This window comes from Nitrosomonas mobilis (assembly GCF_900103035.1).
GTDB lineage: Bacteria > Pseudomonadota > Gammaproteobacteria > Burkholderiales > Nitrosomonadaceae > Nitrosomonas > Nitrosomonas mobilis.
This window is the reverse complement of sequence record NZ_FMWO01000070.1, coordinates 23,635-43,526: the sequence shown is the minus strand read 5'-3', so window position 1 is coordinate 43,526 and position 19,892 is coordinate 23,635. Positions and strand designations below refer to the sequence as shown.

The following is a 19,892-nucleotide window of genomic DNA, read 5'->3' as shown; positions in this document are numbered from 1 at the left end:
TGGGGGGCAAATGATGCGGAATCAAGCCATCTGCTCTAACCGGAATGCTGCGTCACTATTATCTCTTTATACTTACCAATCATTTCATGAAATATCAATGGCTGTTTTTTTATTTATCTCTTCTACAGGCAGTTACACTTCAAGCTCACGCACAAACCCCTCCGCTGCCGCTTGAAAAGATCAATTTACCTCCCGGTTTTACAATCAGCATCTGGGCAGAAGTACCTGACGCGCGTTCCATGACATTGGGTGACAACGGTACTGTTTTCGTCGGCTCCAAATCAGCAGGAAATGTTTACGCCATCACGCAAAGTAGCGGTAAACGGCAGGTTCGAGTTATTGCCAACAAGCTAAAAGAGCCTACTGGCGTCACATTCCTAAATGGTACGCTTTATGTATCGACACCCAGGCACATTCTGCGTTTTCGCGATATCGAACAAAACCTGGAGAACACAGTTATCCCGGAAGTGATCCCTGTCGAGTTACTGAACAAGGATAGCCAAAGTCCAGGATACCTTGCTGCGGGGCCAGATGGCAGGCTTTATCTGTCAATTATCGCGCCCTGCAATATATGCGAAGTCGACCCTGATCAGTTTGCGCTGATAGCCAGCATGCAGCCTGACGGAAGTAATCTGGAAATATTCGCACATGGCGTGCGTCATTCAGCAGGCTTCGACTGGCACCCTACTCAAAAAACGTTATGGTTTACAGACATCAGCCGCAACTGGATGGGTGATAATCTACCACCTGACGAACTCAATCATGCTACCCAAAAAACCATGCACTTTGGTTTCCCCTACTGCCATGGTAGTACTGTACTTGACCCGAAATTTGGCGCAAAACGTGGCTGTGAAAAATTTACGGCGCCTGTTCTCAACCTGAGTCCACACGTTGCTCCTATGGGTATACGTTTCTATACCGGTAGCCTGTTTCCAGAGCAATATCATCAGCAAATTTTTGTGGCTGAGTCCGGTTCATGGAACCGACGCGAGAAGGTAGGTTATCAAATTGAATCAATACAGGTTACCAATGGTCAGGTAGCCAACAAACAAACTTTTGCCAGTGGTTGGCTGGATAACAATGAGGCTTGGGGTCGGCCGATCGACTTGCTGAACATACCTGATGGCAGCATGCTGGTATCTGATGATATTGCGGGAGTGATTTACAACATCCACTATCAGAAACCAGAATAATCAAATCATAGCCTTCTTCTGCGAATTTTTTGAATTACTGTCCGGATAATACCGCGCTTAAGCTAAAATTCATCAGCATTTGCGGAAACATACCTAACAAAATAACAGCCAGACCGTTCATACTGATTAATAGCCGTACTTCTGACGCAAATTTGATAGGATGTACACTTTCTGATTCATCAAAATACATAAACTTGATGATTCGCAAATAGTAAAATGCTCCTATTAGTGACAACATCACTGCCGCGACCACAACCCACAAATACCCTGCTGCCAGCGCTGCCTGCAGTACAGATAGCTTTGCGTAAAAACCGATCATTGGCGGGATACCCGCCATGGACAGCATCACAAACATCATGATCAGGGCAAGCCAAGGGTTACGCTGATTCAACCCCTTGAAATCACTGATTGCATCAGCCTCGAATCCTTCCCGAGATAATAACATGATGACACCAAAAGCCCCGAGCGTCATTAGTACATAAGCACTAACATAAAACATAGAAGCGCTATAGCCATCTACACCAGCTGCCACAAAACCAAGCAGCACGAAACCCATATGGGAAATGGTTGAATAGGCCAGCATACGCTTGATGTTGGTTTGTGCAATAGCGGCAATATTTCCAACTGCCATCGATGCCACGGCTAGTAATACCAGCATACCTTGCCAGTCTGCAACCATATCGCCCAGTCCTTCCACAAGCAATCGCATAATAAAACCAAATGCAGCAAGCTTAGGCGCCGAGCCGATAAATAGCGTAACAGCTGTAGGCGCACCTTGGTAGACGTCCGGCGCCCACATGTGGAATGGTACTGCACTTAGCTTGAAACTGAGCCCCGCGACGATGAATACCAGTCCCACCACCAGAACAGCACGATCGGGAACGCCAGACCGAATAACACCAGCCATTTCTACGAGATGTAAACTACCCGTTGCCCCATACAGCATCGACATTCCATATAGAAGAAATCCAGAAGCAAGTGAGCCCAAGACAAAAAATTTTGTGGCTGCTTCCGTTGCGATAACAGAATCTCGTTGCAGCGAGACCATAGCATATAAAGACAAAGACAGAAGCTCGAGTCCAAGATAGAGTGTAATAAGATGACTGGCCGACACCATCACCATCATCCCCAATGTCGCAAATAGTGCAAGGCTGAAAAATTCACCTCGTATCAGACCTCTTGCGCCAAGATAGCTTCGTGAGTAGATCAATACCAGCGCAACAGTCGGGTAGATCATCAGCTTAAGCGTGTCCGACAGTATATCGTCGATGAACATCCCGGAAAAGGTCAGTACGGGTGCTTCCGAAAAATTCATAAATGTAAGTAGCGCGCTTCCTGCCAGCGCCAGAAGTGACAGAAAAAAGGGTAGTTTTCGGCTTTTTTCGCCTAAGAATAAATCAGCGAGCATTACCACGCAGATCATTATCAGCAAAAAGATTTCCGAATTTGCGGGTGCAAAGTCAGGCGCTTGAAAATCCATTAAATGTCCTCAGGTTCCTAATGAGAAAAAAATCAAACTCAAATATCAATGCTGGTGGCTACGCTCAACAACCCGTAACAAAATTACTCAAAGCTTGCTACGAGACACATGTTCAAGCAGATTATCTATACTGACATGCATCACCTCGGTCAAGGGCGAAGGGTACAGTCCCAACCACAGAACAGCTACGGCAAGAATAGCCAGAATCAAAAATTCACGGCTTCCTATGTCGCTGAGATTTTCTACTTTGGCGTTAGCTACCGCGCCAAATATCACCCTTTTATACATCCACAGCGTGTAAGAAGCTCCCAGAATAAGGGTCAGAGCAGCAAAGAAGGCATACCAGAAATTGACTTCGATGGCTCCCATAATCACCATAAATTCTCCAACAAAACCACTCGTGCCTGGCAAACCGGCATTAGCCATCGCAAACAGCATGAAAAATGCGGCAAAAATCGGCATTTTGTTGACAACACCGCCATAGTCGGCAATTTGTCGGGAATGCAGTCGGTCATATAATACGCCCACACACAGAAACATCGCACCTGAAATAAATCCATGCGAAATCATCTGCACCATGGCACCTTCCAAACCATAGCTGTTAAATAGAAAAAAACCCAGCGTCACAAAACCCATATGAGAAACTGAAGAATAGGCAATTAATTTCTTCATATCCTGTTGCATCAGCGCGACCAAGCCAATATAAACCACTGCAATTAGGGACAAAACAATCATCAAAGTTGCGAGCTCATGGCTGGCATCAGGAGCAATAGGTAAGGAAAAACGCAAAAATCCATACCCACCGAGTTTAAGTAAAATAGCTGCCAGAATAACTGATCCACCTGTGGGAGCTTCGACGTGTGCATCCGGCAACCAGGTATGCACGGGCCACATCGGCACCTTGACGGCAAAAGCGATTAGGAATGCCAGGAAAATCAGAATCTGAGCTGTCATTGGCAAGGGCAAACGATGGTAATCCTCAATCGAGAAGCTTCCATCGGATGTCTGATACAGATAAATCAGGGCGACCAGCATCAGCAAAGAGCCCATCAGTGTGTACAGAAAAAACTTTATCGCCGCATAGACACGATTAGGACCACCCCATATACCAATAATGATAAACATCGGTATCAGCGACGCTTCCCAGAAAGTATAGAACAGAACGGCATCGAGAGAGGCGAATACGCCATTAACAATACCAGACATGATCAAAAACGCACCCATATATTGGGAAACACGCCGCTGTATCACTTCCCAGCCAGCGATGATAACCAGTGGTGTAGTAAAGCAGTTCAAAATAATCAATGGCATTGAAATACCGTCTACACCCAGATGGTAAAAAACATTGAGCCTCTCAAACCATGAGATATGCTCAACAAATTGCATTGAGCTAATCGTTGTGTCAAATCCGCTTAAAAGTGGCAACGCCACCAAAAAACCAACAACTGCGCCTGACAGGGAAAGCCAGCGCGTAATTTTCAAATCGCGATCACCCAGAATCAGAACAGCTAGGCCAAAAATAATAGGTAACCAAATAATCAGACTTATTAGTGGGAATCCAAACAACATGATTTTTTCGTCTCGAATTGCATATTAATGCGTATTAGTAGTCCAAGGATGAAACCGGAGAAATTACGGTATGTTTATCCCGTCCTTGGTGCTCAGTAATAAAAGAGCCACAGGCTCATCAGCAGGAAAACACCCATGATCATGCTAAAAGCATAATGGTAAATATAGCCGGTCTGAAAATGGCGAACAATATTTGCAATCCAAGCAATCATTCGTGCCGTACCGTTGACAAAAAAACCATCAATAATTTTGATATCACCATATTTCCACAAGATCATGCTCAATCCGCGAGAACCACGTGCAAACATCCAGGAATACAACTCATCAATAAAGTATTTTCGATCCAGTAAAGTGTAGACTGGTCCAGATATCTGGCGAATTTTTTCCGGAAGATCGGTTCTGACTCGATATAAAAACCAGGCGCTAAAAATTCCTGCAATCGAGAACCAGAACGGGAGTGTCGTTAGCGCATGTGACATCATGCCAAATACACCAGTATAGGCCTCACCCATCAAGGCAACTGCATCATGATGGTCGTGTACTTGGATGGGGTCGGTGAGAAAACCGCCAAACAGCATCGGCCCAATCACCCAGCCAGCGATCACTGTGGGTATCGCTAAAATGATCAGTGGCAAAGTCACTACCCACGGGGATTCATGTAAATGCTTATGAGTATGGGCATCCATTCGCGGCTCACCGTAAAAAGTCATGAATATCAGCCGGAAAGTATAGAGTGCAGTAACAAACACTGTAATCAGTACACAGAAATAAGCAAACTCGGAACCGGGTATATTCGAAAAATGTACCGCTTCAATAATAGCGTCCTTGGAAAAAAATCCCGAGAAGCCTGGCACACCGGCACTTGCCAGCGCGGCAATAAACATAGTTGCAAATGTGATTGGCATATATTGCTTGAGGCCACCCATCTTGCGCATATCCTGCTCATGATGCATCGCGATGATTACCGATCCAGCTCCCAAGAACAGTAATGCTTTGAAAAAGGCATGCGTCATTAGATGGAAAATCGCTACCGAATACGCTGAAGCGCCCAGCGCAACCGTCATATAGCCCAGTTGCGACAAAGTCGAAAAAGCAACCACTCGTTTAATATCATTTTGAACGACTGCTACCAATGCCATGAACAGGGTCGTAATGCCACCAATCACCAGAATCGTTGATAGCGCTGTTTCAGAATACTCAAACAGGGGCGACATACGCGCCACCATAAAAATACCTGCAGTCACCATGGTGGCAGCATGGATCAGTGCTGAAATTGGCGTAGGACCTTCCATCGAATCCGGAAGCCAAACATGCAAGGGAAATTGTGCGGATTTGCCCATCGCTCCCACAAACAGTAGTAAGCTGATCACTGTCAGCAGCATCCAGGGTTGGCCCGGAATAATATCTATTGTTTTAGATGTCATATAGCCTGCATGTGAAAACACATGTTCATAATCAAGGCTGCCAAATGATGCCAATACCAATCCAATGCCCAACAGAAAACCGAAATCCCCTACCCGGTTGACGAGAAAGGCTTTCATATTGGCATAAATTGCCGTCGGACGTGTATACCAGAATCCGATCAACAGATACGAAACTAAACCAACCGCTTCCCAGCCGAAAAACAGTTGCAGAAAGTTGTTCGACATGACCAACATCAGCATCGAAAAGGTAAACAGCGATATGTAGCTAAAAAAACGTTGGTAACCAGGATCACCACGCATGTATCCAATCGTGTAGATATGCACCATCAACGACACACCAGTCACGATCAGCATCATCAGGGTTGACAAGGTATCAATCAGGAAGCCGACCTCAAATACAGTTTCCCCCGAGATCATCCACGTGTAAACCGTACCATTGTAGATGTTACCTTCGAGTACATCCATGAAGATGATGAGTGATGCAATAAACGATACGATTACCAGAGAAATCGTTACGCGGTGACTCCACACTAAGCCAATTTGCTTGCCAAACAGCCCAGCCATGATTGATCCTAACAATGGCGCTATTGGCACCAGCAAATAAAGATTTTCCATCTATTCGGTCAACTAAATTAGTTCGATTGATAGGCAGTTAAAAGTATCGCGTTTGATCCGGCCAGCCATGTCTAGCCCTTGAGTTCGTTCAGATCATCCACATTGATCGATCGCAAATTTCTGAACAGTGCAACCAGAATTGCCAAACCAATGGCCGCCTCGGCAGCAGCTACGGTCAAAATAAAAAAAACGAAGATCTGGCCAGCGGCATCCTGCAAGTAATGAGAGAACGCCACAAAATTCATATTGACTGCCAGCAACATCAACTCTATCGACATCAACAGAATAATGACATTTTTACGATTCAGAAAAATACCTACCACACCTATAGCAAACAGGATAGCGCCAAGCACAAGATAATGCGACAATGAAACCAAGGTATACCTCTTAACTCGAGTGATCTGTTCTAGGAGTACGCTGATAATTATATAAAAGATTATTCTTTCTTTTCAGCGGACATGGATATGATTTTAAGCCGATCATTACGCTTCACAGCAATTTGTCGGCCAGCATTGGTTAATTTTTTATCTGTACGATGCCTTAACGTTATTGCGATGGCAGCAACCATTGCCACCAATAAAATAACAGCGGCCAGTTCAAAAGCATAAACATAATCGGTATAGATCAATCGGCCTAATTCTTTCGTATTACTGAATTCGATATCTTTGGGTACTGGCTTAGGCAATGACTCAAGGTCAAATTGTCTACTCATTAACACCATCCCCATTTCAACCGCCATAACCAATGCAACAACTGCACCAAACGGAAACCATTTCCAGAAACCTTCACGGAGGCGATCCAGATTAATGTCCAGCATCATCACCACAAACAAAAATAATACCATCACCGCACCAACGTATACTAGAACCAGTGTAATAGCCAAAAACTCAGCCTCCAGCAATAACCATAACCCTGAGGAAGTGACAAATGCGAGCACTAACAGCAATGCAGCATAAACCGGATTTCTGAACGTCACCACACCTAAGGCAGACAACACTAGTACGCTGGCAAAAGTAAAAAAAACGAGATCCTGAAAATTCATGAATAAGTTATCTTTAGTTATCGATAAGGTGCATCGGCCGCTCTATCTTTAGCAATCTGCTCTTCATAACGATCGCCCACTGCAAGCAACATCTCCTTGGTGTAGGTTAAATCTCCCCGAGTCTCGCCATGATATTCAAGCACACGCGTTTCAACGATGGCATCGACTGGACAGGCCTCCTCACAAAAACCGCAAAAAATACACTTGATCATATCGATGTCGTAACGGGTGGTACGACGTGTACTATCTTCCCGCTGATCTGATTCAATTGTAATTGCCATGGCTGGACAGACTGCTTCACATAGCTTGCAAGCAATACAGCGCTCTTCCCCATTTGGATAGCGTCGGAGTGCATGCAATCCCCTGAAGCGTGGAGATTGCGGTGTTTTTTCTTCGGGAAAATGCACCGTAATTTTTGGTGCGAAAAGATAACGCCCAGTTACCTTCATGCCTTGCAACAGCTCAAACAGCAGGAAGGATTTAAAGAATTGTTTAATTTGTTCCATCATTTCTTCTCACTTTTAACCAAACCAGAGATTAAGCGGAAAGCTTCGCTGCACTGATTCCGGTAATTGCATGACAGCACCTAGCAAAACTATCCACACCAAGGTCATAGGAATAAAAATTTTCCAGCCAAGCCGCATAATCTGATCATAACGATAACGTGGAAAAGTTGCACGAAACCATAGGAAGAAAAACAGCATAAAGGCTATTTTGAGCATCAGCCATACCAACCCAGGAACCAGATTAAATGGTGCCATATCTATTGGAGGCAGCCAGCCACCAAGAAACATGATACTGGCCAAAGTGGCTACCAGAATCATATTAGCGTACTCCGCGAGAAAAAAAACGGTAAAGGCCATACCAGAATAATCCACATGAAATCCTGCCACAATCTCGGATTCACCTTCAGCTACGTCAAAAGGAGCACGATTAGTCTCAGCGACTCCCGATATAAAATAAACCAAAAACATTGGAAATAGCGGTATCAGGTACCAATTGAGAAAGCTATCACCCTGCTGACCAGCGACAATATCACCCAGATTAAGACTGGCCGACATCATCAGCACACAAACCAATGCAAACCCCATTGCTAGTTCGTAGGAAACCACCTGAGCTGCCGAGCGCATAGCACCCAGGAATGCGTATTTAGAATTGGATGCCCAGCCAGCAATAATCACTCCATAAACTCCAAGCGAAGTCATGGCCAGAATATAGAGTAAGCCAGCGTTAATATCTGACAAGACTAGTTCGGGTGAAAAAGGAACGACCGCCCAAGCGGCTAACGCTGGCGCCAATGAAAGTATCGGTGCAATAATAAACAGGAATTTGCTCGCTCCTGTGGGCACGATAATTTCTTTCATCACTGCTTTGACAGCATCGGCGATTGGCTGTGCCCATCCTTTCAACCAAGAGATCCCAAAAAAGGTTACTCGGTTAGGCCCTACCCGAACCTGCATGTATGCAATTATCTTACGTTCGGCGAATGTCAGATACGCCACAGCTAACAGCAACGGTACAACAATTGCCAAAATCAGCAGGAGATTTTTTATTAGCAGAGAAAGTGGAATACCCCAGTCATGCCCAAAAATCTGTACAAATAGTTGTTGTAAAGCATCCATTATTTGATCCTGAATTTAGATCTTATAATTTTTCAAGGGTGATCTCGTCAAACATACCGCCCAGCAATGCTGTCGGCAAACTTCCACTAGCCACGCGCAGACAGTTCTCAGGCAGATTGTCATCTACGAATATTGCCAAGGTCGCCGAACCATTACCTTGGATGATTCTAACGTCTTGGCCGGCATCAACACTCATTTTTTCCAGAAGAACGGAAGATGCAAATGCCAATGGTCGTCTGGCATCCTGTGTCGCCTGCAAAGCAGGCGCGCGCCGCACGATTGGATCGGTTTGATAAATAGGTACCTCACCGATTCTTTCCATCGCGCCGGAAGGCGGACGAAAGTTAATGACAGATGTATTCAACTTATTACTTAATCCTTTAGAGATTTGCTTTTCCGATGGAATAGCCTCCATTAATACTTCTTCAGAAGAGTTGAACTCAAACCCGTCCAGCTGCAGCAGATTACCCAGAACACGCAATATTTTCCAGGCAGGTCGAGCCTCTCCCAACGGAGCAACCACACCTTTGAACGACTGTACCCGTCCTTCCATATTGACAAAGGTACCTGATGTCTCCGTAAATGGTGCAATTGGCAGCATTATATCTGCATAATTAGAAATATTACCCTTGTAACTGCTGAGTGAAACCACAAATGCTGTTTTATCCAACGCTTTTCTTGCCTGAAGCCCGTCGTAAGTATCCAGCTCTGGTTCCAGATTTAACAGTAGTAAAGCAGCACAGGCGGCTTCTTCACTGTTATTTGTATCCAGTCTCAACATTTCCGCCGCATTTAAGCCGACATTATTTGATTCTGTTGGAATCGCAGATCCGGACTTCCTATCCCAAGGTATCGCATTTGCTATATACCCCCCCACGCTATTGGCTGCTTCACCTAGAACACCCAATCTAGCACCCGTCACCTCAGCTATCGCCTGAGCAACACTAAGCAGATCAGTATACAGTGGGTGATGCTGCGCCATATTTCCCAGAAAAACTGCTGCCGGCGCCTTTTCTATAAGGCTAACTGCGATAGCCTGAGCTACATCTGTCACCTTAACCTGTTCATTTCCCTGTATGACATTCTCGCTGATTGATTCACCCTTTATTGCTGATGCAGCCTTCAATATCTGTACGAGCATTTCCAACATCGCGCTTGGCGCCACAATGGCACGATTCTCAACTTTCGTTAACAAATCATCATCAATCGGATTGACAAGATTAAGCTGTGCACCCTTACGTACAGCTTGGCGCACCCGCTGAGCAAGTAATGGATGGTCTTTTCGAAGCGTGCTACCGATAATTAAAATAGCTTGCAAGCTGGATACTTCCGCTATCGACATTCCAAGCCAAGGAATACCTTGCATTAAAGAATCCGCACGGAAATCTGATTGACGCAAACGATGATCAACATTCTGACTACCGAGTCCACGCATCAGCTTCTGCAGTAGATACAATTCTTCCAGAGTACTATGAGGCGAGGCCAGTGCGCCGAGTTTTGTCTTGCCATACTTGGTAATCGCACCTTTCATTCCTTCCGCTACACGCGTCAGGGCTTCCTCCCAGCCGCAGTTTTGCCACTGGCCATTTTGCTTGATCATCGGTACCGTCAGACGATCTTCTGAATTGAGTCCTTCATAAGCAAAACGATCCTTATCCGAAAGCCAACACTCATTGATCTCTTCATTTTCTCGTGGCAAGACTCGCATAACACGATCATTTTTAACCTGCACAATCAAATTGCTTCCCAACCCACAGTGCGGACTGATGGATTTACGCCGCGACAACTCCCATGTACGAGCTGAATAACGGAAGGGTTTACTGACCAGCGCGCCTACCGGACAAAGATCGATGACGTTACCGGACAGTTCGGAATCAATCGTTTTACCGACAAACGCCAAAATTTCGGAGTGCTCTCCACGCCCTGCCATACCAAGCTCCATAATGCCGGCAATTTCCTGACCAAAGCGCACGCAACGAGTGCAATGAATGCAGCGCGTCATATCAGTAGAAATCAGGGAACCTAAATTTTTATTAGTGACAGCGCGTTTGGCCTCCTGATAACGAGATCCGCTAGCACCGTATCCTACCGCCAGATCCTGCAGCTGGCATTCTCCTCCCTGATCACAAATTGGACAGTCCAGGGGATGATTAATCAATAAAAATTCCATCACCCCTTTTTGAGCTTTGATTGCTTGCTGTGAGTGGGTTGAGACTTTCATGCCTTCTGTTGCTGGCGTAGCACAAGCAGGCAAAGGCTTGGGCGCTTTCTCTACTTCAACCAGGCACATTCGGCAATTTGCGGCAATCGATAATTTTTTATGGTAGCAAAAATGGGGGATATAGACCCCAACCTGTCTGGCAGCATCCATCACGGAACTGCCTTTAGGTACCGAAACTTCTTTACCGTCTATTTCTATCTTAATCATCAACCGAATACTCTCGGATTAGTGAACATCAAAGTCAAATGAAAATCAGATACCTACACCATGCATTTTTTATGCTCGATGTGGTAAATAAACTCTTCCCGAAAATGCTGCAGCATCGCACGAACCGGCATCGCAGCAGCATCACCCAGCGCACAAATGGTACGTCCTTGTATGTTGTCTGCCAGATTATCCAGCAGATCGATATCCTCGCTGCGGCCCTTACCATGTTCAATACGGTGAACAATTCGATACAACCAACCTGTTCCTTCGCGGCATGGTGTGCACTGCCCGCAGGATTCTTCGAAATAAAAATAGGAAAGACGCTCCAGAGCGCGCACCATACAAGTAGTATCATCCATAATGATAACCGCGCCAGAACCAAGCATTGACCCTGCCTTGGCGATGGAGTCGTAATCCATATCGGTTTCCATCATGATATCTCCAGGCAAAACCGGCATCGATGATCCACCAGGAATACATCCCTTCAGCTTTCTACCGCCTCGCATGCCACCCGCCATTTCCAACAATTTAGCAAATGGCATGCCCATGGGAACCTCATAATTCCCGGGTTTGTTGACATGCCCAGAAACAGAAAACAACTTGGTTCCACCATTATTGGGTTTACCTAACTGCAGATATTGTTCTCCCCCATGACGAATGATCCAGGGAACCGCTGCAAATGTTTCAGTATTGTTGATTGTCGTTGGCTTGCCATACAACCCAAAATTTGCAGGGAACGGGGGTTTAAATCGCGGCTGTCCTTTTTTCCCCTCGATTGACTCCAACAATGCAGTTTCTTCTCCGCAGATATACGCGCCGTAGCCATGATGATTGTAAAGATAAAAACTAAAACCAGACCCCAGTATATTGTCGCCCAGAAAACCAGCTTCATAAGCTTCGTCGACAGCCTCTTCCATACGCTCATAGGTATCCCAGATTTCACCATGAACATAGTTATATCCTCGGCGAACTCCCATCGCATAAGCTGCAATTAACATACCCTCTATCAGGATATGTGGATTAAAGCGCATGATGTCACGATCTTTAAACGTCCCTGGTTCACCCTCATCAGAATTACAAACCAGATATTTCTCGCCATCGTAGTTACGTGGCATGAAACTCCATTTCAGCCCTGTTGGAAAACCCGCGCCCCCGCGCCCCCGTAAAGCAGATTTCTTAACTTCCTCAATCACCGTCTCAGGTGCAATTTTCTGAGAGAGAATTTTCTTCAATGCAACGTAGCCATCACGACGAAGGTAGCTCGCCAATTTCCAATTTCCAGGGTCTTTAGTATCCACCCCCCCCAGGATCACCTGAACAGATTCAGTCATTTGCGTAATTCCTCAATTAGCTGGTCTATCTGCTCATTAGTCATAAAACTGCACATACGTTTGTTGTTAACCAGCAAAACCGGAGCATCCCCACAAGCACCCATACACTCACCTTCTTTCAGAGTAAACAAACCATCAGCAGATGTTTCGTTAAAATCAATTCCGAGTTTCTGTTTTAAATAGGTTGCGGTCTGATTTGCACCGCTCAGCGCACAGGGGAGATTGGTACAGACAGTCAGCTTAAACTGACCAGTGGGTTGCAAATTATACATGTTGTAGAACGTCGCCACCTCATACACTGCAATGGACGGCATGCCCAGATATTTGGCGATATAATCCATGGTTTCCGTCGCTAGCCACCCCTTTTCATCCTGTGCGATGGCCAGCGCGGACATCACTGCCGACTGCTTTTGGTCCTCAGGATATTTGGCAACTTCTCGATCAATTTTTTTTAGCGCTTCAATACTTAACATGAGTGAATTTTTTCTTATCTATCAATTTCACCAAACACGATATCCTGAGTACCGATCACCGCCACGAGGTCGGCAATCATGTGGCCTCGTGTCATTTCATCCATTGCCGACAGGTGCGCAAAACCAGGAGCACGTATTTTCAGTCGATAAGGTTTATTAGCACCATCGGAGATGATATAAATACCGAATTCCCCTTTGGGATGCTCAACTGCTGTATAGACCTCTCCTCGCGGAACATGCATTCCTTCAGTAAACAATTTAAAATGATGAATCATCTCTTCCATATTCTGCTTCATATCCAGACGCGATGGAGGGGCAACCTTATGGTTATCGGTGATAACCGGCCCATCGTTTTTTCTCAACCATTCAACGCACTGTTTAATAATACGATTTGATTGCCTAAATTCCTCGATTCTAACCAGATAACGGTCATAGCAATCACCATTGGTACCTACCGGAATATCAAAATCAACTTGATCGTAAACTTCATATGGCTGCTTCTTACGCAAATCCCACGCCACTCCGGAGCCTCGTAACATCGGACCACTGAATCCCAGCGCCTTGGCGCGCTCTGGTGAGACCACCCCAATATCGACCAAGCGTTGTTTCCAGATACGATTATCTGTCAGTAAGGTCTCGTACTCGTCAACGTACTTGGGAAAGCGGTTGGTAAAGTCTTCTATAAAGTCCAACAGCGTACCTTGACGATTCTCGTTACGCGCAGCCGTCGTTTTTTCGCTATGAATTTTAGATGATTGATACTGTGGCATGGAATCCGGTAAATCACGGTAGACGCCACCTGGTCGATAGTACGCCGCATGCAACCTTGCACCCGAAACTGCTTCATAACAATCCATCAGGTCTTCACGCTCACGAAAAGCATAGAGAAAAACCGTCATGGCGCCCACATCCAGCGCATGCGCACCAAGCCACAACAAATGATTGAGAATACGCGTAATTTCATCAAACATGACGCGAATGTACTGCGCACGAATAGGCACATCAATCTGTAGCAATTTTTCAATTGCCATCACATAGGCATGCTCGTTGACCATCATGGATACATAATCAAGACGATCCATGTAAGGAACCGATTGGATATAGGTTTTATTCTCAGCGAGTTTTTCGGTTGCACGATGCAACAAACCGATATGCGGGTCTGCACGGCGAATTACCTCACCATCCAGTTCCATGACCAGTCGCAACACGCCATGTGCAGCGGGATGTTGCGGTCCAAAATTCATGGTGTAATTACGAATTTCAGCCATTTAGTTATTACTCCTTCAGCCGCAGCAAAATATGATCCAGTTTTCTGAACTCATTATTCCTCCTGGCCGCCATATTGTTCTTCACGAATGATATAAGGCGTGATTTCGCGGGGCTCGATAGAGACCGGTTGATAAATGACACGTTTCTGCTCCTCGTCATAACGCATTTCAACATGACCGGATAAAGGAAAATCTTTACGGAACGGGTTGCCGATAAAACCATAGTCAGTCAAAATACGTCGCAAATCTGAGTGCTGATTGAAAACAATACCATACAGGTCGAACGCCTCGCGCTCGAACCAGTTTGCAACTGGCCAGATCGACATCACAGAATCAACTACTGGAAAATCATCATCATCAGCAAATATTCTCACACGCAACCTGTGATTATGCTGAACAGAAAGCAGATGATAAACCACAGCAAAGCGTCTTTTCTTGCGACATCGACCAGCATGAGTATCGGTTGAATACTCGCTGAAATCAACACCACAGATATCAATTAGCGTATCAAACCCAAGATCGGGGTGGGTTTTTAAAAGCTCCGCAACATCCAGGGAGTTTGCCGAATCTACTACAATGGTAATTTCGTCCAATGCTTGATTAATATCTACCAGCCTCTCACCCAGGATTTGCTGGAGCACTGTTATCTGTTTCTCAAGACGAGTATTTGTCATCACGAATGTTTAGCGTGCGATTGTGTTAGTGCGCAAAATTTTATTTTGCAGTTGAATAATGCCGTAGAGCAATGCCTCAGCCGTAGGCGGACACCCGGGGACATAGATATCTACAGGAACGATCCGGTCACATCCTCGCACAACCGAGTAAGAGTAATGATAGTACCCACCACCATTGGCACAGGAACCCATAGAAATTACCCAGCGTGGCTCGGCCATCTGGTCATAAACTTTACGTAGCGCCGGAGCCATCTTATTACACAGCGTTCCAGCAACAATCATCACATCCGATTGGCGTGGGCTAGGCCGAAACACAATACCGAATCGGTCTAGATCGTAGCGCGAAGCCCCTGTCTGCATCATTTCAACCGCACAACAGGCCAAACCAAACGTCATCGGCCACATCGATCCAGTTCGCCCCCAATTAATCAATGAATCCAGACTAGTCGTTACAAACCCTTTGTCTAAAGCTCCTTCAATACTCATGGCTTAATCCCACTCCAAAGCACCTTTTTTCCATTCGTAAATAAAGCCAACCACAAGAATGCCCAAAAAAACCAGCATGGCGACAAAACCAAACCAACCTATTTCATTTAACACTACTGCCCAAGGAAATAAAAACGCGATCTCCAGATCGAACAGAATAAACAGAATAGCAATTAGATAATAGCGGACGTCGAATTTTATACGCGCATCCTCAAATGCGCTAAATCCGCATTCATACGAAGACAATTTTGCTTCATCCGGCTTGTTCGGTGCGAACAGCCAACCAGCAAGCATTGATAAAATCCCAATAGATAATCCCACAAAAATAAATAACAAAATCGGAAAGTAATTACTAAGCATCGTGTCAACCATGATTAACTCTCGCCATCAACAGCATATTTATAATAAGGAACAAACACCTTCATTAAGTTAAGTTTCCAGCAATTGCCAATTATATTTATCAACAACAAAGCAAAGAATTAAACATCATGCGCATAATTCCTGCCGAAGGAGCATCTTTCTGAGAAGAAGGAATTGTATCATCCCATTCCCTTTCGACGCCACCAGATTGTCATTATTGCAGTCAGTAGCTGGGTACAAAAACAGAATGAACCCGCTATCAACATGGAATTATCCATTTTTTACAGACATGGATTAAACTCCGAAGTGCAACGCTTAACAGTGATTTAGGGCAGCAAACCTGTTTCCGCCGATTTATAAAAACCGAATGCCTCGATTTAGCACCAGCACACGACTAACTTGCCAATTATCAGCAAAGTACCATATAATCACAAATGCTGATCACTAACAATGAATGAAAAGGCATTTAAAAGATATTTGAATTGCATATATGTTGGTGTGATGGGGGCATGCTTATGGATATTTTTGATCATTGCAACGAAAGTTATAATATCGCTTCTCAGGAGGCGCTCTCAATTCAACAAGGGGCACTATGGTAGTAGTAAGGCTAGCACGGAGTGGCGCGAAAAAACGTCCTTTTTATAACATGGTAGTAGCAGATTCCCGTTCACGGAGGGATGGCAGATTTATTGAGCGCGTTGGATTTTATAACCCCAGAGCAACGGGTGGTGAAGAAAATTTGAGAATCCAACTAGACCGGCTAACCTATTGGCAGTCTCAGGGCGCCCAGTTATCTGATACCGTTTCAAGACTCCTTAAACAATTTGGCAAACAGAAAAACGTCTAGCCATAAAGCTGATACGAGCGCAACTTTACAAAAGTTAATAACTGACGAAAACATGGTAATCCTGGGTCATGTTAATGGCCCTCATGGAATTCGAGGACAAATCAAAGTAGTCAGTTATACCGAAAGAAGCGACGGTTTGCGTGATTACCCAATTTGGTGGTTTGGCAAGCAGGACGAGCAATGGATAGCGCTGCATCCGGAAGACTGTTCTGTTTCTGGCAAGTACATTATTGCAAAGCTCAGAGAATACAATGATCGCTTAAGCGTTGCAGCTTTAGCAGGGCAGCAAATAGCCGTACCACGCAGTCACTTACCGTCACTGCCAGATAATGGTGAAGATGGATACTACTGGGCAGATCTTATAGGGTCCAATGTTATTAACCTAAGAGGTGAAATTCTGGGGCAAGTCACTGGTTTGCTAGAAACTGGTGCAAATGATGCGTTACAGATACGATTACCGGAAAGTACGCGAGTGTTATTGATTCCATTTATCGATCAGGTCATTGCCAACGTAGATTTATCATCCAGAGAAATTACGGTTGACTGGAGCGCAGACTATTGAAGATGCCGTACTACTTTGACTTTTGAGTTTGATGTTATTACGCTGCTACCCGGCATGCTGGAGGCAGTTACCCAGTTTGGTGTAACAGGCAGAGCATATAGAAGAGATCTCTATCGTTTACGCACGTGGAATCCACGTGATTACAGCAGCAACCGTTATCGCAAAGTAGATGATGCGCCCTACGGTGGGGGGGCGGGTATGGTTATGATGGCAGAGCCGCTAGACCTGGCTATTTCCAGTGCGAAGAGATGGCAGAACGCTAATCTCGCTGGTAAAACTCGGGCTATCTATTTATCGCCACAAGGTAAACACGTTGACCACGCCAGAGTCTTACAGCTAGCTTCGATGAGTGGAATTACTTTGGTTTGTGGGCGCTACGAAGGCATAGATGAACGTTTCATTGTACAGCATATTGATGAAGAACTCTCGATTGGGGATTATGTCATTTCTGGCGGCGAACTTGCCGCCATGGTGTTAATTGATGCAATAGTCAGACAGCTGCCAGGAGCGTTAGGGGATGCGGAATCTGCTGATAAAGATTCTCTAGTCGATGGCTTACTGGAATACCCACAGTATACGCGCCCCGAGGTTTATCGAGAGCAATCAGTTCCCAGAATATTGCTTACAGGCGACCACGCTAAAATTAAACGCTGGCGATTACAGCAGTCACTTGGTAGAACCTGGCTAAAGCGGCCGGATTTACTAATAAAGAAATATCCTGATGGATTACCTGACCAAGAAAGATTATTATTAGAAGAGTTCAAGCTTGCAGAGAAAAATATAACATCCGGGTAACATAGATTCTTAGTAACTATCTGTTACTACGGCGAACAAATAAAAGTCATCATCCCAATCACAATTATGATTATAAACAGGAGCAAACACGATATGAATCTAATCGCACAACTTGAACTTGAGGAAATTGAAAAGCTAGGCAAGGTTATTCCGGATTTTTCCCCTGGAGACACTATTATTGTCAATGTCAATGTAGTAGAAGGTGACCGCAAGCGTATCCAGGCATTCGAGGGTGTTGTTATTGCCAAGCGGAATCGAGGACTGAATTCTTCCTTCATTGTCAGAAAAATTTCCAGTGGTGAGGCGATAGAACGCACCTTCCAAACCTATTCACCGTTGATTGCCAGCATGGAGGTCAAGCGGCGCGGTGCCGTCAGACGCGCAAAACTTTACTATTTAAGAGACCGATCAGGAAGATCTGCCAGAATCAAAGAGAAATTACCTGCACGTAACACAAAAAAAGCTTCTGCTAAATAAATGCCAGAATAATGATGTCAAGTAGCAAGCTTGTGCTTCTCTACTTGACGTCATTTTAATCGAGAAACCGTTTGATATTTTCAGGTGGACGTCCCAATACCGCCTTAGCACCACGTACAACAATGGGTCTCTGAATCAGATCAGGATGATCCGCCATTAATTGCAATAACGCTTCATCATCCATGGAGTCCGTCCCTCTAGCAAGTGGTTCATCCTGACGCAGCAGTCCTCTGACAGGAATTGCCAGCTTCTGTACTAAATCACGCAGTGCCGTTACTGTCAATGGCGATCGGTAATAATCAATACGTTCAAACTCCTGACCACTCTCATTGAGGATATTCAGTGCAGCCCGACATTTACTACAGGTCGGCTTATAGTAGATCGTCAGTCTGTCTGCCATATCATGCTCCATTAACTATTCTAGTTTATACCACATTCCTTGCTAATCGCCGCATACGCAGCAGACGAACCTTTCAGGCCGAAGGTATCGGTTGTCGGCGTTCCCTTGGCTGATGTACCTTTAACAATCATGCTGCTACCACTGCGAATCGCTGCAGCCAAGCGACTATCCGTCGCGGCATCTGCTGCCCAAGCCGTTTCATTCTGGGTAAACAGTTTAAAGCTCTGTTGACCAATAGTAACATTCACTTCACTGTCTGCTTTATAAGCGTAACCGGCAACAAAGCTAAATACATTGTTACTTTTCTCGGCAGGTCGGTGAGTGACCAGCGCAAAAACATCACCTCGTTTTGCGTAATTACCTTCCTGCTTGTTCGGTTTGCTGACCATATAGCAGACTTTGTTGTTGTCTTCCATGAATAAATAGGCTGTCCAATCACCAAATTCACCAATATTTTTGGGTTCAGCTGCATAAACTAACGTAGCGGATGTTGCAAAAGTTAAAAAGGCTAACGCACAAATTAGATTTTTTTTCATTACCTAGCACTCTCCATGATCATTAGCGACAACCTTCCATTTTATAAATGTAATAACCGCTCTTCCTGATCGCCTCGGTTACCTCTTCAGGCGCAGCCTGACTATGACAAAAGCGGCATTCTTCGCTGGTCACGACCGCATTTTGTTCTCCGATTGAAGCAAGCCATTGTTTGGCATACTCTACGGCTTTTTCGTCATCTTTGACGTCTGTGAATACATCGAAATGCATGGTATGGCCATCACTGGCTTTGACATAGGTATCATAAACATGAATTTGCATATTTTTCCTCTTTAATGAAATCTTAGAACA

At 45.0% G+C, this 19,892-nt stretch carries 22 protein-coding genes; 5 read left to right on the top strand and 17 right to left on the bottom strand.

Going from position 1 to position 19,892, the window contains the following annotated elements:
* Nucleotides 1-86 precede the first annotated feature (86 nt).
* Entirely contained in the window at nt 87-1,193 is a 1,107-nt protein-coding gene (locus NSMM_RS11855; protein WP_090287713.1) for a PQQ-dependent sugar dehydrogenase, read from the top strand.
* A 34-nt stretch (nt 1,194-1,227) separates the two neighbouring features.
* On the opposite strand, the gene nuoN is transcribed toward NSMM_RS11855, so the two are convergent.
* From nuoN to NSMM_RS11785, 14 genes are all read right to left on the bottom strand, one after another.
* Entirely contained in the window at nt 1,228-2,673 is a 1,446-nt protein-coding gene (nuoN, locus tag NSMM_RS11850; protein ID WP_090287693.1) for an NADH-quinone oxidoreductase subunit NuoN, read from the bottom strand.
* A gap of 87 nt (nt 2,674-2,760) precedes the next feature.
* Nucleotides 2,761-4,242, bottom strand: coding sequence for an NADH-quinone oxidoreductase subunit M (locus tag NSMM_RS11845; RefSeq protein ID WP_090287691.1), 1,482 nt, complete (start codon nt 4,240-4,242; stop codon nt 2,761-2,763).
* Nucleotides 4,243-4,334: 92 nt separating this feature from the next.
* The gene (nuoL, locus tag NSMM_RS11840; RefSeq protein WP_090287689.1) at nt 4,335-6,281 is read right to left on the bottom strand and encodes an NADH-quinone oxidoreductase subunit L; all 1,947 of its coding nucleotides are present in this window, start codon (nt 6,279-6,281) and stop codon (nt 4,335-4,337) included.
* Between the two features lie 71 nt (nt 6,282-6,352).
* Nucleotides 6,353-6,658, bottom strand: a complete 306-nt coding sequence (nuoK, locus tag NSMM_RS11835; protein ID WP_090287687.1) for an NADH-quinone oxidoreductase subunit NuoK — start codon at nt 6,656-6,658, stop codon at nt 6,353-6,355.
* Nucleotides 6,659-6,717: 59 nt separating this feature from the next.
* Nucleotides 6,718-7,323 (bottom strand): NADH-quinone oxidoreductase subunit J, encoded by a 606-nt coding sequence (locus NSMM_RS11830; protein ID WP_090287685.1) that lies wholly within the window; start codon nt 7,321-7,323, stop codon nt 6,718-6,720.
* Between the two features lie 17 nt (nt 7,324-7,340).
* Nucleotides 7,341-7,829: an NADH-quinone oxidoreductase subunit NuoI gene (gene nuoI, locus NSMM_RS11825; RefSeq protein ID WP_090287711.1), complete on the bottom strand. Its 489-nt coding sequence runs from the start codon at nt 7,827-7,829 to the stop codon at nt 7,341-7,343.
* A 15-nt stretch (nt 7,830-7,844) separates the two neighbouring features.
* Complete coding sequence (nuoH, locus tag NSMM_RS11820; protein ID WP_090287683.1) at nt 7,845-8,945, bottom strand: NADH-quinone oxidoreductase subunit NuoH; 1,101 nt, start codon at nt 8,943-8,945, stop codon at nt 7,845-7,847.
* A gap of 22 nt (nt 8,946-8,967) precedes the next feature.
* Nucleotides 8,968-11,373 carry an NADH-quinone oxidoreductase subunit NuoG gene (gene nuoG / locus NSMM_RS11815; RefSeq protein ID WP_090287681.1) on the bottom strand — a complete coding sequence of 802 codons (2,406 nt, stop codon included), beginning with the start codon at nt 11,371-11,373 and terminating at the stop codon, nt 8,968-8,970.
* 53 nt (nt 11,374-11,426) lie between these two features.
* Nucleotides 11,427-12,704, bottom strand: coding sequence for an NADH-quinone oxidoreductase subunit NuoF (nuoF, locus tag NSMM_RS11810; protein WP_090287679.1), 1,278 nt, complete (start codon nt 12,702-12,704; stop codon nt 11,427-11,429).
* Complete coding sequence (nuoE, locus tag NSMM_RS11805; protein ID WP_090287677.1) at nt 12,701-13,177, bottom strand: NADH-quinone oxidoreductase subunit NuoE; 477 nt, start codon at nt 13,175-13,177, stop codon at nt 12,701-12,703. The genes nuoF and nuoE overlap by 4 nt, the downstream gene beginning before the upstream one ends.
* Before the next feature lie 14 nt (nt 13,178-13,191).
* Nucleotides 13,192-14,445, bottom strand: coding sequence for an NADH-quinone oxidoreductase subunit D (locus NSMM_RS11800; RefSeq protein ID WP_090287674.1), 1,254 nt, complete (start codon nt 14,443-14,445; stop codon nt 13,192-13,194).
* A 53-nt stretch (nt 14,446-14,498) separates the two neighbouring features.
* On the bottom strand, nt 14,499-15,119 hold the full coding sequence (locus tag NSMM_RS11795; RefSeq protein WP_090287673.1) for an NADH-quinone oxidoreductase subunit C: 621 nt from the start codon (nt 15,117-15,119) through the stop codon (nt 14,499-14,501).
* A 9-nt stretch (nt 15,120-15,128) separates the two neighbouring features.
* Nucleotides 15,129-15,605, bottom strand: coding sequence for a NuoB/complex I 20 kDa subunit family protein (locus NSMM_RS11790; protein ID WP_090287669.1), 477 nt, complete (start codon nt 15,603-15,605; stop codon nt 15,129-15,131).
* 3 nt (nt 15,606-15,608) lie between these two features.
* A complete protein-coding gene (locus tag NSMM_RS11785) occupies nt 15,609-15,965 on the bottom strand; it encodes an NADH-quinone oxidoreductase subunit A (protein WP_090287709.1) in 357 nt (118 codons plus the stop codon).
* A gap of 592 nt (nt 15,966-16,557) precedes the next feature.
* Between NSMM_RS11785 and rpsP the strand changes: the two genes are divergently transcribed.
* From rpsP to rplS, 4 genes are all read left to right on the top strand, one after another.
* Nucleotides 16,558-16,812, top strand: a complete 255-nt coding sequence (gene rpsP / locus NSMM_RS11780) for a 30S ribosomal protein S16 (RefSeq protein ID WP_090287667.1) — start codon at nt 16,558-16,560, stop codon at nt 16,810-16,812.
* Nucleotides 16,790-17,374 carry a ribosome maturation factor RimM gene (rimM, locus tag NSMM_RS11775; RefSeq protein ID WP_245654791.1) on the top strand — a complete coding sequence of 195 codons (585 nt, stop codon included), beginning with the start codon at nt 16,790-16,792 and terminating at the stop codon, nt 17,372-17,374. The genes rpsP and rimM overlap by 23 nt, the downstream gene beginning before the upstream one ends.
* Before the next feature lie 15 nt (nt 17,375-17,389).
* Entirely contained in the window at nt 17,390-18,169 is a 780-nt protein-coding gene (gene trmD / locus NSMM_RS11770; protein ID WP_090287664.1) for a tRNA (guanosine(37)-N1)-methyltransferase TrmD, read from the top strand.
* 93 nt (nt 18,170-18,262) lie between these two features.
* Nucleotides 18,263-18,646, top strand: a complete 384-nt coding sequence (gene rplS, locus NSMM_RS11765; RefSeq protein WP_090287662.1) for a 50S ribosomal protein L19 — start codon at nt 18,263-18,265, stop codon at nt 18,644-18,646.
* A gap of 55 nt (nt 18,647-18,701) precedes the next feature.
* Here rplS and NSMM_RS11760 read toward each other — a convergent pair whose 3' ends face one another.
* Genes NSMM_RS11760 through NSMM_RS11750 form a run of 3 tightly spaced genes read right to left on the bottom strand, consistent with a single transcriptional unit; the run spans nt 18,702 to nt 19,862 of the window.
* Complete coding sequence (locus NSMM_RS11760) at nt 18,702-19,046, bottom strand: arsenate reductase family protein (RefSeq protein ID WP_090287707.1); 345 nt, start codon at nt 19,044-19,046, stop codon at nt 18,702-18,704.
* A 20-nt stretch (nt 19,047-19,066) separates the two neighbouring features.
* Nucleotides 19,067-19,582: an invasion associated locus B family protein gene (locus tag NSMM_RS11755; protein ID WP_090287660.1), complete on the bottom strand. Its 516-nt coding sequence runs from the start codon at nt 19,580-19,582 to the stop codon at nt 19,067-19,069.
* 22 nt (nt 19,583-19,604) lie between these two features.
* Nucleotides 19,605-19,862, bottom strand: a complete 258-nt coding sequence (locus tag NSMM_RS11750) for a DUF2024 family protein (protein WP_090287658.1) — start codon at nt 19,860-19,862, stop codon at nt 19,605-19,607.
* Nucleotides 19,863-19,892: the final 30 nt, after the last annotated feature.

Coding starts and splice junctions, on each gene's coding strand:
- nuoI (WP_090287711.1), bottom strand. CDS start 7,829: ATGGAACAAATTAAACAATTCTTTAAATCCTTCCTGCTGTTTGAGCTG.
- NSMM_RS11830 (WP_090287685.1), bottom strand. CDS start 7,323: ATGAATTTTCAGGATCTCGTTTTTTTTACTTTTGCCAGCGTACTAGTG.
- nuoF (WP_090287679.1), bottom strand. CDS start 12,704: ATGACTGAATCTGTTCAGGTGATCCTGGGGGGGGTGGATACTAAAGAC.
- nuoL (WP_090287689.1), bottom strand. CDS start 6,281: ATGGAAAATCTTTATTTGCTGGTGCCAATAGCGCCATTGTTAGGATCA.
- NSMM_RS11855 (WP_090287713.1), top strand. CDS start 87: ATGAAATATCAATGGCTGTTTTTTTATTTATCTCTTCTACAGGCAGTT.
- NSMM_RS11760 (WP_090287707.1), bottom strand. CDS start 19,046: ATGGCAGACAGACTGACGATCTACTATAAGCCGACCTGTAGTAAATGT.
- NSMM_RS11845 (WP_090287691.1), bottom strand. CDS start 4,242: ATGTTGTTTGGATTCCCACTAATAAGTCTGATTATTTGGTTACCTATT.
- nuoG (WP_090287681.1), bottom strand. CDS start 11,373: ATGATTAAGATAGAAATAGACGGTAAAGAAGTTTCGGTACCTAAAGGC.
- NSMM_RS11755 (WP_090287660.1), bottom strand. CDS start 19,582: ATGAAAAAAAATCTAATTTGTGCGTTAGCCTTTTTAACTTTTGCAACA.
- nuoN (WP_090287693.1), bottom strand. CDS start 2,673: ATGGATTTTCAAGCGCCTGACTTTGCACCCGCAAATTCGGAAATCTTT.
- NSMM_RS11800 (WP_090287674.1), bottom strand. CDS start 14,445: ATGGCTGAAATTCGTAATTACACCATGAATTTTGGACCGCAACATCCC.
- NSMM_RS11785 (WP_090287709.1), bottom strand. CDS start 15,965: ATGCTTAGTAATTACTTTCCGATTTTGTTATTTATTTTTGTGGGATTA.
- NSMM_RS11790 (WP_090287669.1), bottom strand. CDS start 15,605: ATGAGTATTGAAGGAGCTTTAGACAAAGGGTTTGTAACGACTAGTCTG.
- NSMM_RS11750 (WP_090287658.1), bottom strand. CDS start 19,862: ATGCAAATTCATGTTTATGATACCTATGTCAAAGCCAGTGATGGCCAT.
- nuoE (WP_090287677.1), bottom strand. CDS start 13,177: ATGTTAAGTATTGAAGCGCTAAAAAAAATTGATCGAGAAGTTGCCAAA.
- NSMM_RS11795 (WP_090287673.1), bottom strand. CDS start 15,119: ATGACAAATACTCGTCTTGAGAAACAGATAACAGTGCTCCAGCAAATC.
- rplS (WP_090287662.1), top strand. CDS start 18,263: ATGAATCTAATCGCACAACTTGAACTTGAGGAAATTGAAAAGCTAGGC.
- rpsP (WP_090287667.1), top strand. CDS start 16,558: ATGGTAGTAGTAAGGCTAGCACGGAGTGGCGCGAAAAAACGTCCTTTT.
- nuoH (WP_090287683.1), bottom strand. CDS start 8,945: ATGGATGCTTTACAACAACTATTTGTACAGATTTTTGGGCATGACTGG.